This is a genomic window from Sinorhizobium sp. NFACC03 (genome assembly GCF_900103435.1).
Classification (GTDB): Bacteria; Pseudomonadota; Alphaproteobacteria; order Rhizobiales; family Rhizobiaceae; genus Ensifer.
This window is the reverse complement of record NZ_FMXF01000032.1, coordinates 1-13,480: the sequence shown is the minus strand read 5'-3', so window position 1 is coordinate 13,480 and position 13,480 is coordinate 1. Positions and strand designations below refer to the sequence as shown.

The window sequence follows — 13,480 nt, the reverse complement described above, 5'->3', positions numbered from 1 at the left end:
GGAGACACCGGCATGAGCGAGAAACACACGTTCTGGATCTGCCTGCTGGCGCTGGTCGTCGCACTGCCGCTCGCCTTCGTCGTCCGCGCGTGGGAGAGCCTGCGAGAGGGGCATTGGCTTGCCACCCAAAAGGCCGAGATCGTCGTCGAGGATGGAGCGGGGCAGGCCTTTGCCGGTGGACAATGGAAGCTTATGGACATGAGGCGGCTGCCGCGCACCAATGACGCGCGCGTCATTCTCGCCGAATTCGAGGCGTCGCCGACCGATCCGGCCGTTCTGTCGCAGGGAGCCTGCCGCGTCCGGCTGATCGACAGCGAGGGGCGCCGTTTTGAGCCCGTCACCCTGACCGAGCCGATCGTCCGGGAGATGTATCCGGAGGTGGCCGAACGCCCGCGCTGCGGTGTGCTCGCCTTTACCGACGCCAAGACTGGCGCCGCGGTCCGTATGGCCGAGAGCTTCATCGTTCCCGCGGAGGCACGGGATCTTTCGCTCAGGATTGAGTTTCCGGGCGCCAGCGATGAGACGCTGATCTTCAAGTGGACGCGTAGCTGATTTCGCTCTTCTCAGCCTGACGGGATACGGCGTGCTCCAGCATAGCGGCCAACAAGGTGATGCGCACGGCGTCGAGCACGATGCCGCCGTCGAGATCGCTAGGGCTGCCGATGAAAAGGCTGAGTGCATCGAAGACAAGCTGCCAACTCGCGAGGTCGCCCATGCCGAGGGTTCGCGTCGCCGCATACCAGATCCAGGCACCAAGCCAGGCGATGGCGCGGTAGGCAATGATGAAGGCAAATAGCGTCGCAAGCCCTAAACCGAGCGTCAGCTTCAGGCAGGTCCATATCGGCGCGTAGCGGGAGCGGTAGTCGCTGACGAAGTGGTCGAGGAAATCGGCAATCCACTTGCGAAAGGTCTTGGCCCGACGTGGCCGCGGCGATGACGGCTTCGTGCGCGGTGCCGGGTTCGAAAGCTCGTAACCATTGATGATGGCCGCCATGACCAGCCAGATAATCGGCAAAAGCGCGTAGAAGAACAGGCCTTCGGCCTCTGTATTCCAAGCGGGTTTTCTCAGTTCCACCGGCACGAAGGTCTCGGCGGCATGCGCTACGGCGGTGAAGGTGAAACCGTTCATGCTGAGAAGCCTGCCGGCGCCGAGCCAGGTGATGACCTGGTCTTTCCAGACCGACAGGCCATAAAGCCCGATGAAGATCCAGCTCGCGTCCGCCGCGACGACCAGCAGTCGCCAGAAGGGTGTTTCGCTGCGCTTGCTCATGCGCTTTGCGCCCCACCGTACCAGCCAGCACAACGCGATCGAAATAAAGACGCCGCGCGATTTCAGGACATCGAAGAAGTCACCCTTCTCGCCGAAGGCGACGGCGTCGAGTGCCAAACGCGAATATTCGCGCACCGCCTCGCCGAGGAAACCCCAGGCGGCGTAATAGGCGAAGAACGGTAGGATGGCGGCTGAGGTGACGGCGAGCAGCCTGCGGTCGGGTTTCGGCGCAGCGCTGGTGGTGTTGGCCGCAGCCGGTTGTTGGCGGAGCGCTTCGAGTGCCGGCAGACCGGGGCGGAGCGTCATGAACATCAAAACGATAACGACGAGCTTCGCCAGCACGACAAGGGAGAGCGTCACCATGCCACCGAGCGGATGCTGCAGCCCGATCCAGACTGCCGCACGCATCAGGAGATCATGCACGATGTAGCCGCAGGTCCCGATCAAGAGGAGCTGCGGCCAGAAGCGAGCGATGAGGCGCCCCATCAGGACAAAGGGTCCGAACACTTCGGCGATCGACGTCATGGCCACAACATAGTTGCGCCAATCGGCGACGACAACCGCACGGGGCAGGTGAAGAGCCAAACACCCTCCGCCTTGCCGTGTCAGATGTTGCGGCGTTTGCCTTCGATCAGGTCGAGCACGGCGCGTGCGGCGTCGAGCACATTGGTGCCCGGACCGAAGACGGCCGACACGCCGTTGTCCATCAGGTAGTCATAGTCCTGACGCGGAATGACGCCGCCGCAGATGACGATGACATCCTCGCCGCCGCGCTTCTTCAGGGCTTCTGCAAGCTGCGGCATCAACGTCTTGTGGCCGGCGGCAAGCGAGGAGACGCCGATGACATTGACCTTACTGGCCAGCGCCATGTCGGCGGCCTCTTCCGGGGTCTGGAAAAGAGGGCCGGCAAGCACGTCGAAACCGATATCGCCGAAGGCCGAGGCGATGACTTTGGCGCCGCGGTCGTGGCCGTCCTGGCCGAGCTTTGCGACCATGATTTTTGGTTTGCGGCCGAGCTTTGCTGAGACCTCGTCGAGGCGCCCCGAGAGCACCTCAAGTTCCGGCTCACCTTCATAGGCCTTGCCGTAGATCTTGCTGACGACCTTGGGCGTCGCGGCGTGGTCGCCGAAGGCGCCACGCATCGCATCGGAAATTTCACCGACGGTGGCGCGGGCACGCGCCGCCTCGACGGCGGCGACAAGCAGATTGCCTTCGCCTGTCAACGCGATCTCAGCAAGCGCCGCAAGGGTCTTCTTGACCTCGGCGCTGTCGCGCCGCCGTTTCGTTTCCTCGATCCGGCGGATCTGCGCGGCGCGCACCGCGCTGTTGTCGATCTCCAGAATGTCGATCGGCTCCTCGTTGTCGAGCCGGTACTTGTTGACCCCGACGATGATCTCTTCGCCCTTGTCGACGGCCGCCTGGCGCCGGGTCGCCGCCTCTTCGATCAATCGCTTCGGCAGCCCGGCATTGACCGCACGGGTCATGCCGCCCATCGCCTCGACCTCCTCGATCAGTAGCCAGGCTTTGTCTGCGAGCTCGTTGGTCAGGCTTTCGACATAGTAGGACCCGGCGAGCGGATCGACGACCTTGGTCACGCCGGTCTCGTGCTGCAGGATCAGTTGAGTGTTGCGGGCGATGCGGGCGGAAAACTCCGTCGGCAAGGCGATCGCCTCGTCGAAGGAATTGGTGTGCAGCGACTGGGTACCACCGAGCGCGGCCGACATCGCCTCGAAGGCCGTGCGAATGATGTTGTTATAGGGATCCTGTTCCTGCAGCGAGACGCCCGAAGTCTGACAATGGGTGCGCAGCATCAGCGACGACGGCTTCTTCGGCTCGAACTCCTTCATGATCCGGGTCCAGAGCAGGCGCGCAGCGCGAAGCTTCGCGGCTTCCATGAAGAAGTTCATGCCGATCGCGAAGAAGAACGAAAGCCGCCCGGCGAACTCGTCGACATTGAGCCCCTTGGCGAGCGCCGCCCGCACATATTCGCGCCCGTCGGCGAGCGTGAAGGCGAGCTCCTGCACCAGCGTCGCGCCGGCTTCCTGCATGTGGTAGCCGGAAATCGAGATCGAGTTGAACTTCGGCATCTCCTTCGCGGTGTACTCGATGATATCGGCGACGATCCGCATCGAGGGCTCAGGCGGATAGATGTAGGTGTTGCGGACCATGAACTCCTTCAGGATGTCGTTCTGGATGGTACCTGAAAGCTTGTCGCGCGAAACACCCTGCTCCTCGCCAGCGACGATGAAGGAGGCGAGGATCGGGATGACGGCGCCATTCATGGTCATCGACACCGACATCTCGTCGAGCGGGATGCCGTCGAACAGGATCTTCATATCCTCGACCGAGTCGATCGCCACACCGGCCTTGCCGACGTCGCCCTCGACGCGCGGATGATCGCTGTCATAGCCGCGATGGGTTGCAAGGTCGAAGGCGACCGAGAGGCCTTTCTGGCCGGCAGCCAGGTTCTTCCGGTAGAAGGCGTTGGAGGCCTCCGCCGTCGAGAAGCCGGCATATTGCCGGATCGTCCAGGGACGGCCGGCATACATGGTGGCGCGCGGGCCACGCACGAAAGGTTCGAAGCCGGGCAACGACGTGAGATGATCGATGCCGTCGAGATCTCCCGCCGTATAAAGCGGTTTCACGGCGATTCCTTCAGGCGTCTGCCAGGTAAGGCTTTCCGGCGCCGCCTTGAGTTCTCGCTCGGCGAGCGCTTCCCAGTCTTTCACGGTCTTTTGGCTCATCGCTAACTCCTTGCCCAAAAAGGGCGCCTTCTTCGCCTCATCCCTGTGCTTGTCACAGGGATCCAGCCACGCGAAGTCCTTCGCGTGAAAGGGTGAATTCTTCGCGTCGCAGACGCGACGCTGCTGGATTCCTGTGACAAGCACAGGAATGAGGGCCGCGTTTGTGAAGGTTCATCACTCAAATTCCATGATCAGCTCGTCGACGGCGAGGCTGGCGCCGGCGGCGACCGCCACGCGCTTCACCACGGCCCGTTTCTCGGCGCGCAGGATGTTTTCCATCTTCATCGCCTCGACGACCGCGAGCGCCTGTCCTGCTTCGACCGTGTCGCCGGCTTTTACCGTGACCGAGGTGATCACCCCGGGCATCGGGCAAAGCAGCATGCGCGATGTGTCCGGCGGCAGCTTCTTCGGCATCAGCCGTGCCAGTTCCGCAACCCGCGGGCTTCTGACACGGGCAACGACATCAATGCCGCGCCAGCGAAGCCGGAGGGCGGTGCCGACCAGATCGACTTTGACGCTCAAGGGCTCATTGTCGATGTTGAACGTGGCGAGCGTACGACCGGGCGTCCAGTCGTCGGCGATGGTGACCGTCGAGCCATCGGCGAAGCTCACATAGGAGCCGTCAGCGGACGAACCGGCAGTCACCGCAATATCGTGATCGCCGAGACCGACCACCCAATCATGGCCGATGATGCGGCGATGATTGCCAATCGTGCCGGAAATCTGGCTGGCCCGTTCCTGCAGGATCTGATTGACCGAGACCGCGACGGCGGCGAGCTTGCGAAGCGACCGCTCATCGGCCGCAACGCCGTGAAAACCGTCGACAAATTCCTCGGCGATATAGGCAGTCGTCAGCCGGCCGTCGCGGAAGCGCTGCTGTTGCATGACCACGGCCAGGAACGGCAGGTTATGGCCAATGCCTTCCACTTCGAACTGATCGAGCGCGTCGGCCATAGCCTCGACCGCCGTCTGCCGGTCCGGTGCCCAGGTGCAGAGTTTGGCGATCATCGGGTCGTAGAACATCGAGATCTCGCCGCCCTCGAAGACGCCGGTGTCGTTGCGCGTCACCGTGCCGTTGTCGCGCGTGCCCTCGACCGGCGGACGGTAGCGCGTCAGCCGGCCGATCGACGGCAGGAAGTTGCGATAGGGATCTTCCGCATAAAGCCGGCTTTCAATCGCCCAGCCATTGAGCTTCACATCGTCCTGGCCGAAGGCGAGCTTTTCGCCGCTAGCAACTCGGATCATCTGCTCGACGAGGTCGAGCCCGGTGATGAGTTCGGTCACCGGATGCTCAACCTGCAGGCGGGTGTTCATCTCGAGGAAGTAGAAGTTGCGCTTGGCATCGACGATGAATTCGACGGTGCCGGCCGAGTGGTAGCCGACGGCCTTGGCAAGTGCGACCGCCTGTTCGCCCATGGCCTTGCGGGTCTCGGGGTCGAGGAAAGGCGAGGGTGCCTCCTCGATGACCTTCTGATTTCGGCGCTGGATCGAGCATTCGCGCTCGCCGAGATAGAGCGTGTTGCCGTGCTTGTCGCCAAGCACCTGGATCTCGATGTGACGCGGCTCCGTCACGAATTTTTCGATGAAGATGCGATCGTCGCCGAAGGCGTTCTTCGCCTCGTTCTTTGAGGACTGGAAACCTTCACGCGCCTCCTGGTCGTTCCAGGCGATGCGCATGCCCTTGCCGCCGCCGCCGGCAGACGCCTTGATCATCACGGGATAGCCGATCGACGCGGCGATCCGGACCGCTTCGTCTGCATCGTCGATCAGGCCCATATGGCCCGGAACCGTCGAGACGCCGGCCTCGGCCGCGAGCTTCTTGGAGGTGATCTTGTCGCCCATCGCCTGGATCGCCCTGACCGGCGGGCCGATGAAGGCCACGCCTTCTTTTTCGAGCGCTTGGGCAAAGGCGGCGTTTTCCGAGAGGAAACCATAGCCCGGATGAACGGCATCGGCGCCGGTCTTGCGGATCGCGTCGATGATCTTGTCGATGACGATATAGGACTGGGCCGAAGGCGAGGGGCCGATATGCACCGCCTCGTCCGCCATGCGCACATGCATGGCCTCGCGGTCGGCGTCGGAGTAGACCGCGACGGTGGCGATGCCGAGCTTCCTTGCGGTCTTGATGACGCGGCAGGCGATTTCACCACGGTTGGCGATGAGGATTTTCTTGAACATTTGTTTCTCTTTCAAATCCTTGGGGCGGCGCGTCAGCGTTTGAACTTGCGGCGATAGGGAAGAAGCGCGATCGACGATGCCGCGGCGGCCCCACCGAAAAGCAATGCGAAGGGCACGACAACCATGAGGGTGGCGAGAACCGGGCTCGTCGAACGGACGATGTGGGTGCCGACGGCGCCGATATTGAGCCAGATCAGCACGCCAGCCGTGAGCGCGCCAATCGCCACGCCGATCAGCGCATTGACGGCCATATAGCGCAGCATCGACCGGTGGTCGCGCCTGGCTTCTTCCGGCGTCATGATGCGCTCTGGCTCCCGTTCCATCGTCGCCTCCATCAGAGCGGGATCGTGTCGTGCTTGCGCCAGCGGACATCGACCTGCTTGTTGCGCAGAGACGCAAAAGCACGCGCGATGCGTCGGCGCGACGAATGTGGCATGATCACCTCGTCGATGAAGCCACGCTCTGCCGCCACGAACGGGTTGGCGAAGCGCTCCTCGTACTCCTTCGTGCGCGCGGCGATCTTCTCGACGTCGCCGAGTTCCGAGCGGTAGAGGATTTCGGTGGCGCCCTTGGCACCCATGACGGCGATCTCGGCGGTCGGCCAGGCATAATTGACGTCGGCGCCGATATGTTTCGAGGCCATGACGTCATAGGCGCCGCCATAGGCTTTGCGGGTAATCAGCGTCACCATCGGCACGGTCGCCTGGCTATAGGCAAAGAGCAGCTTGGCGCCATGCTTGATGACGCCGCCATATTCCTGCGCGGTGCCGGGCAGGAAGCCGGGCACGTCGACCAGCGTCAGGATCGGGATCGAGAAGGCATCGCAGAAGCGCACGAACCGGGCGGCCTTGCGCGAACTGTCGATGTCGAGGCAGCCGGCAAGCACCATCGGCTGGTTGGCGACGACGCCGACCGTCTGGCCTTCCATGCGGATGAAGCCGGTGATGATGTTCCTGGCGAAGTTCTGCTGCAATTCGAAGAAGTCGCCTTCATCCGCAAGCGCCAGGATCAGTTCCTTCATGTCGTAGGGTTTCGCGGCGCTGTCTGGGATCAGGCTGTCAAGGCGCATTTCGAGCCGCGACGGGTCGTCGTGGAAGGGACGGACCGGCGGCTTCTCGCGGTTGTTGAGCGGCAGGAAATCGAAAAGCAGGCGGGTCGCTTCCAGTGCCTCGATGTCGTTTTCATACGCACCGTCGGCGACCGAAGACTTTGACGTATGCGTGCGCGCGCCGCCGAGCTCCTCCGCAGTGACGATCTCGTTCGTCACTGTCTTCACGACATCCGGCCCGGTCACGAACATGTAGGATGAATCGCGAACCATGAAGATGAAGTCGGTCATGGCCGGCGAATAGACCGCGCCGCCGGCGCAGGGACCCATGATGACCGAGATCTGCGGAATGACGCCGGAGGCTTCGGCATTGCGGCGGAAGACCTCGGCGTAACCGGCAAGCGAGGCCACGCCTTCCTGGATGCGGGCGCCGCCACTGTCGTTGAGGCCGATGACTGGTGCCCCGTTGCGTACCGCCATATCCATGATCTTGCAGATCTTCTGCGCGTGGGTTTCCGACAGGGAGCCGCCGAGAACGGTGAAGTCCTGAGAAAAGACATAGACCTGCCGGCCGTTGATCGTGCCCCAACCGGTGACGACGCCATCGCCCGCGACCTTTTGGCTCTCCATGCCGAAATCAACGCAGCGATGCGTGACGTACATGTCGTATTCTTCAAACGAGCCTTCATCGAGCAGCACCTCGATGCGTTCGCGCGCCGTCAGCTTGCCCTTGCCGTGCTGGGCGTCGATCCGTCGTTGGCCGCCGCCGGCTCTTGCTTCTGCTCGGCGGGCTTCGACCTGTTCTAGTATGGCGCGCATGGTGCCCTCCCGGTTTTTTCAGTGCCTGTTTTTTCAGCGATTGTGCAGAGGCGCTTCGAGCTTCGCAATAGCGTCGAAGACGGCATGGAAAAACGTCTCTTCATGTGCAAATGTGAAATAGAGAAATTTGTGAAACGTAAATTGCAAAGTTGCAAACATGGCGATCGGCAAACTCTACATCGGCCGCAAGGTCAGGGAACTGCGGGAGGCGAACAAGGCGACGCAAGGCCAATTTGCAGAACGCATCGGCATCTCGACCAGCTACCTCAACCAGATCGAGAACAACCAGCGGCCGGTCTCAGCCGCGGTGCTTTTGGCGCTCGCCGAAAAATTCCAGATCGATATCGCCGAGCTTTCGACCGGGGAGGGCGATCGTCTGCTCTCGGCCCTCTCGGAAGCCCTCAGCGATCCCTTGTTTGAAACCTATTCCGCAAGCCTGCAGGAATTGAAGCTCGTCGCGCAGAATGCCCCAGGACTGGCACATGCGCTGATCACCTGCCACCAGGCCTATCGCCGCAACAGCGAGCAGCTCGCAAGCATTGACGACACCATCGGCCGCGGGGCCTCATTTGTCGAAACCACGCCTTATGAAGAGGTGCGCGACTTCTTTCATTTCGTCGACAACTACATTCACGAGATCGACATGCTTGCCGAGCGGCTGGCGGGCGAGCTCGGGCTCGGCGAAGGCGACAATCATGCGGCGCTGGCAAGCTATCTGGAACAGCGTCACGGCGTTCGGGTCGTGCGCGGAGCCGCCGGCGACGAGGCGATCCGCCGCTTCGATCCGCGCGCCTGCATCCTGACCCTCAATCCCTATGCGCCCGCAGCAACGCGCGACTTCCAGATCGCCCTGCAGATCGCCCAGCTTCATGCCCGCGAAGAGATCGATCGGGTGGCCGGTAGTGCCGGCTTCCGCACCGAAGAGGCCTATGAGATCTGTCGCATCGGCCTGCAGAACTATTTTGCCGGCGCGCTGATCCTGCCCTACCAGGCCTTCTCGAAGGCCGCTCGCGACTTAAGGCACGACATCGAATTGCTCGCCGCCCGCTTCGGCGCGTCTCTGGAGCAGGTCTGCCACCGCCTCTCGACCCTGCAGCGGCCGGGACAGAAAGGCATACCGATCTTCTTTGCCCGCATCGACCGGGCGGGCAATATCACCAAGCGCCACAGCGCCGCGAAGCTGCAATTCGCCCGGTTCGGTGCAGCCTGTCCGCTGTGGAACGTGCACCAGGCCTTCGAGATGCCGGGCCGGATCATCCGGCAACTGGCCGAGACGCCTGACGGCGTGCGCTACCTCTGCCTCGCCACCCAGATCACTAAGGGCGGTGGCGGCTTTCGCGCCGCGCAGCCGCGCTACGCGCTGGCGCTTGGCTGCGAGGTCTCCTATGCCGATGCCTTCGTCTACGCCGACGACATGGACCTCGGCAACCGCGCCGCCTTCGATCCGATCGGCATTTCCTGCCGGATCTGCGAACGCACGAAATGCGCCAGCCGTGCGGTGCCGCCATTGAAACGCCGCCTGATCGTGGACCATGACTTACGCGGCGCTCTGCCGTATCGTCTAAGCGAGAGCTGATTGCGACGGTCTGTTCATTTTTGAACAGACCCTGTGAGAAGTTGCATCTGGGCCTGGACGAAGTTTGGTGTAACTAGGCCTCCATCGCCTATAGCGCCGCGCATCTTGTGAAACGCGCAAAGGTCGCTGTGGCACGTTTGGTTGCTGCAGGTTTTTGCCCTTTTATCGGTTACGATTAAAGGAAACCTGCAGAGGTATGCGGTCAGGGAGGACATGCATATGGATTTTCGCCTGTCGGAGGAGCAGGAGGCCATTCGTCAGATGGCGCTCGATTTCGCCCGCGACGAGATCGCCCCTCACGCGATCGACTGGGATCAGCAGAAGCATTTTCCGGTCGACACGTTGCGCGGTGCCGCAGCGCTCGGAATGGCCGGCATCTATGTCCGCGACGATGTCGGCGGCACGGGACTGACGCGCCTCGATGCTGCGATCATCATCGAGGCGCTTGCGACCGGCTGCCCGGCCGTCGCCTCCTTCGTCTCGATCCACAACATGTGCGCCGGCATGATCGACCGCTACGGCACGGACGAACAGCGCCAGCGGCTGCTGCCGAGGCTGCTGACCATGGAGGTGCTGGCGAGTTACTGCCTGACCGAGCCAGGCTCGGGCTCGGATGCAGCGGCGCTGAAGACCAAGGCGGTGAGAGACGGCAACGATTATGTCCTGACCGGCCAGAAGCAGTTCATCTCGGGCGCTGGCGAGTCCGGCCTTTACGTGATCATGGCGCGAACCGGCGAGGACGGCCCCAAGGGCATCTCCACCTTCGTGGTCGAGAAGGACGCACCTGGCCTCACATTCGGTGCCAATGAGAAAAAGATGGGCTGGCACGTCCAGCCCACCCGCGCCGTTATGCTCGATGGTGTCCGCGTGCCGGCGGAAAACCGCCTCGGCGCGGAAGGCGACGGTTTCAAGATCGCCATGGGCGGGCTCGATGGCGGGCGATTGAACATTGCCGCCGCGTCTCTTGGCGGCGCCCAGTCCGCCTTCGAAAAGGCGCTGGCTTATGTCCAGGAGCGCCGCGCCTTCGGCAAAGCGATCGGCGAGTTCCAGGCGCTGCAGTTCCGTCTCGCCGACATGGCGACCGACCTCGAAATCGCCCGCACCTTCCTCTGGCGTGCCGCATCCGCGCTTGATGCCGGCGACCCGGAAGCGACAAAACTCTGCGCCATGGCCAAGCGCTTCGTCACCGACCGCTGCTTTGCCGTCGCCAACGACGCGCTGCAGCTTCACGGCGGTTACGGCTATCTCGCCGATTATGGTGTCGAGAAGATTGTCAGGGACCTCCGGGTGCACCAGATCCTCGAGGGCACCAACGAGATCATGCGCCTGATCGTCGCGCGTTCGCTCATCGGTCGGAAATAGGCCAGAAACAGGAAAGATCGTTCATGGAAATGCAGGCGCCTGAAGTCATCGTCGAGCGGCGGGGAGCGATCGGCAGAATCCGGCTGAACCGCACGCGGGCATTGAACAGCCTCAACGTGCCGATGATCCGGCTGATCGCTGCGGCTTTGACCGAGTTCGAAAATGATCCGGCCGTCGCCGCCGTGTTGGTGACCGGCGAGGGCGAGCGCGGGCTTTGCGCCGGTGGCGATATCCGCATGATTTACGAGAGTGGCCGCGAGCGGCCGGAGGAAGGTGCGCAGTTCTGGCGCGAGGAATTCGTCGTCAACAGCCGCATCTCCGGCTACCGCAAACCGTACATTGCGATCATGGACGGTATCGTCATGGGCGGCGGTGTCGGGATTTCCGCCCATGGCAGCCACCGCATCGTCACCGAACGCACGCGGCTTGCGATGCCGGAGACCGGGATCGGCTACTTCCCTGACGTTGGCGCCACCTGGCTTCTTCCTAAGGCGCCCGGCGAATTCGGCACCTATCTCGGTCTGACCGGTCGGGACATCGTCGCAGCCGATGCGATCCATGCGCGGCTTGCAGATAGTTTCGTCGCCTCGGATAAGCTGGAAGCACTCGCCGCTGATCTTGCCACGCTACCGCCGACGGCACGCAGCGCCGATGTCAACGCGGTGATTGCAAAGCACGCTTCGGAAGCGCCGGCAACGGCGCTTCGAAACCACTTTGCGCTGATCGACCGCTGCTTCGCCTTTGATACGGTTGAAGAGATCGTGGCGGCGCTCGAGGCTGATGGTTCCGATTTCGCCAAGGAAACGCTGGCGCTGCTCAACTCGCGTTCGGCGCTGAGCATGAAGCTGACGCTCGAACTCTTGCGCGCCGGGCGCCGCAGCGCGTCGCTGAACGAATGCCTCGAACGGGAATATTCCGCGACGCTCGGAATGCTTGGTAACCCCGACTTCTACGAAGGTGTGCGTGCTGCGGTGATCGACAAGGACCGCAATCCAAAATGGTCGGTGGCGCTGGCCGGTGTCACACCTGCCTTGCTGTCGCGTTTCGGCAGGACGGATCACCCGCCACTGTTTTAGCACCTGAGGATGGGGCGCTGTTCGGTTTTGGCCGAGTTTCAATGCGAGGAGGAATGACATGACGAAGATCGCCTTTATCGGGCTCGGCAATATGGGCGGGCCGATGGCCACCAATCTGGTGAAGGCGGGGCATGCGGTCAGCGGCTTCGACCTGTCGGAAGCGTCGCGCAACGCTGCGGCGAAAACCGGCGTTTCGGTTGCTGGTTCGATCGCACAGGCGGTGCGCGGCGCCGAATGCGTCGTCACCATGCTGCCGGCCGGCGCCCACGTGCTCTATGTCTGGGACGAACTGCTCGGCTTCGTCGATCCCGGAACGCTTCTGATCGATAGCTCGACGATCGACGTCGACAGCGCCCGCAAGGCGCATGCGCTCGCCGAAAAGATCGGCTGCCCGTCGCTCGACGCGCCGGTCTCCGGCGGCACAGGCGGTGCTGCGGCCGGCACGCTCACCTTCATGGTCGGCGGCAGCGACGAGGCTTTTGCCCGCGGCAGGCCGCTGCTCGACGCGATGGGCAAGAAGATCGTCCATTGCGGCGGTACCGGCGCCGGTCAGGCGGCAAAGATCTGCAACAACATGATCCTCGGCATTTCCATGGCCGGCGTCTGTGAAGCCTTTGTGCTGGCGGAACGGCTGGGTCTTTCTCACCAGGCGCTGTTTGACGTCGCCTCGACCTCGTCCGGCCAGTGCTGGTCGTTGACGAGCTATTGCCCGGTGCCGGGCCCCGTTCCGACGTCCCCTGCCAACAACGATTACAAGCCGGGGTTCGCAGCCAGCCTGATGCTGAAGGACCTGAAGCTGTCGCAGCAGGCCGCAAGCGCTGCTGGTGCGACGACGCCGATGGGGGCGCAGGCGGCCCAGCTCTATTCGATGTTCGAGAAGCTCGGCCATGGCGGTGAAGACTTTTCTGCCCTGATCCGGTTGCTTCGCGGCAACGATGAGGCAAAGGCCGGCTAATCCGTCTGTGTCGATGGATTTTCGCCCGCTTAACCGGGCGAAAATTTGCCGCTGATACCTGTGAATAGAAATTAATTTGTATTTTCAATGACTTATGAAATTTATATCAAAGCTATGAAACTAGCTGTTGACGTCTTGGAGGTGTGGGGTCTATAAGCCCGATCACTGACGAGGGCGGCGGCGCTGCTGGCGACGACGACCTTCGCTCTAGAGTTTCCCTGGTTGGCTGAGGCTGATTTTGGGGTCTGAGGCGAGAGTTTCGGGCTTGTTGGAAACGGTTTGACGGACGGTGAGTTCGTCGGTTTTTTGACAATTGAATATAGAGAAAGAGAAACGTGGGCGGCGGAGCTCGTGAGGAACTCGAAAGGGTTCTTTCGGAAAGAGACTTTGGCGGTCACGTTTTAACAAGAGACTACACCTATTTTCTCAACGATGGTTTTCGGATTGTTGTT

At 62.3% G+C, this 13,480-nt stretch carries 10 protein-coding genes; 5 read left to right on the top strand and 5 right to left on the bottom strand.

The features are described from left to right. Positions 1-12 precede the first annotated feature (12 nt). Positions 13-552 (top strand): hypothetical protein, encoded by a 540-nt coding sequence (locus BLU35_RS28350; RefSeq protein WP_093235471.1) that lies wholly within the window; start codon positions 13-15, stop codon positions 550-552. Here the strand turns inward: BLU35_RS28350 and BLU35_RS28345 are convergent. From BLU35_RS28345 to BLU35_RS28320, 5 genes are all read right to left on the bottom strand, one after another. Continuing rightward, on the bottom strand, positions 533-1,855 hold the full coding sequence (locus BLU35_RS28345; protein ID WP_286161656.1) for a hypothetical protein: 1,323 nt from the start codon (positions 1,853-1,855) through the stop codon (positions 533-535). The two genes, BLU35_RS28350 and BLU35_RS28345, sit on opposite strands and share 20 nt — an antisense overlap. A 20-nt stretch (positions 1,856-1,875) precedes the next feature. Further along, positions 1,876-4,014, bottom strand: a complete 2,139-nt coding sequence (gene scpA, locus BLU35_RS28340; protein ID WP_093235469.1) for a methylmalonyl-CoA mutase — start codon at positions 4,012-4,014, stop codon at positions 1,876-1,878. Positions 4,015-4,188: 174 nt separating this feature from the next. Continuing rightward, positions 4,189-6,192, bottom strand: coding sequence for an acetyl-CoA carboxylase biotin carboxylase subunit (locus BLU35_RS28330; protein ID WP_093235467.1), 2,004 nt, complete (start codon positions 6,190-6,192; stop codon positions 4,189-4,191). Positions 6,193-6,224: 32 nt separating this feature from the next. Then, positions 6,225-6,515, bottom strand: coding sequence for a hypothetical protein (locus BLU35_RS28325; RefSeq protein WP_286161655.1), 291 nt, complete (start codon positions 6,513-6,515; stop codon positions 6,225-6,227). Between the two features lie 11 nt (positions 6,516-6,526). Then, positions 6,527-8,059 (bottom strand): acyl-CoA carboxylase subunit beta, encoded by a 1,533-nt coding sequence (locus BLU35_RS28320; RefSeq protein WP_058323265.1) that lies wholly within the window; start codon positions 8,057-8,059, stop codon positions 6,527-6,529. A gap of 157 nt (positions 8,060-8,216) precedes the next feature. Between BLU35_RS28320 and BLU35_RS28315 the strand changes: the two genes are divergently transcribed. The 4 genes from BLU35_RS28315 to mmsB all read left to right on the top strand — a co-directional run bounded on the left by BLU35_RS28315 (position 8,217) and on the right by mmsB (position 13,028). Further along, positions 8,217-9,635, top strand: coding sequence for a helix-turn-helix domain-containing protein (locus tag BLU35_RS28315; RefSeq protein WP_093235465.1), 1,419 nt, complete (start codon positions 8,217-8,219; stop codon positions 9,633-9,635). 219 nt (positions 9,636-9,854) lie between these two features. Next, complete coding sequence (locus tag BLU35_RS28310; protein WP_058328381.1) at positions 9,855-10,997, top strand: isobutyryl-CoA dehydrogenase; 1,143 nt, start codon at positions 9,855-9,857, stop codon at positions 10,995-10,997. A gap of 23 nt (positions 10,998-11,020) precedes the next feature. Beyond that, a complete protein-coding gene (locus tag BLU35_RS28305; RefSeq protein ID WP_093235463.1) occupies positions 11,021-12,073 on the top strand; it encodes an enoyl-CoA hydratase/isomerase family protein in 1,053 nt (350 codons plus the stop codon). 58 nt (positions 12,074-12,131) lie between these two features. Then, the gene (gene mmsB / locus BLU35_RS28300; RefSeq protein ID WP_093235462.1) at positions 12,132-13,028 is read left to right on the top strand and encodes a 3-hydroxyisobutyrate dehydrogenase; all 897 of its coding nucleotides are present in this window, start codon (positions 12,132-12,134) and stop codon (positions 13,026-13,028) included. Positions 13,029-13,480 lie beyond the last annotated feature (452 nt).

Excerpts from the sequence above, each read along its gene's own strand:
- mmsB (WP_093235462.1), top strand. The coding sequence starts at position 12,132 with ATGACGAAGATCGCCTTTATCGGGCTCGGCAATATGGGCGGGCCGATG.
- BLU35_RS28315 (WP_093235465.1), top strand. The coding sequence starts at position 8,217 with ATGGCGATCGGCAAACTCTACATCGGCCGCAAGGTCAGGGAACTGCGG.
- BLU35_RS28310 (WP_058328381.1), top strand. The coding sequence starts at position 9,855 with ATGGATTTTCGCCTGTCGGAGGAGCAGGAGGCCATTCGTCAGATGGCG.
- BLU35_RS28320 (WP_058323265.1), bottom strand. The coding sequence starts at position 8,059 with ATGCGCGCCATACTAGAACAGGTCGAAGCCCGCCGAGCAGAAGCAAGA.
- BLU35_RS28305 (WP_093235463.1), top strand. The coding sequence starts at position 11,021 with ATGGAAATGCAGGCGCCTGAAGTCATCGTCGAGCGGCGGGGAGCGATC.
- BLU35_RS28330 (WP_093235467.1), bottom strand. The coding sequence starts at position 6,192 with ATGTTCAAGAAAATCCTCATCGCCAACCGTGGTGAAATCGCCTGCCGC.
- BLU35_RS28350 (WP_093235471.1), top strand. The coding sequence starts at position 13 with ATGAGCGAGAAACACACGTTCTGGATCTGCCTGCTGGCGCTGGTCGTC.
- scpA (WP_093235469.1), bottom strand. The coding sequence starts at position 4,014 with ATGAGCCAAAAGACCGTGAAAGACTGGGAAGCGCTCGCCGAGCGAGAA.
- BLU35_RS28325 (WP_286161655.1), bottom strand. The coding sequence starts at position 6,515 with ATGGAACGGGAGCCAGAGCGCATCATGACGCCGGAAGAAGCCAGGCGC.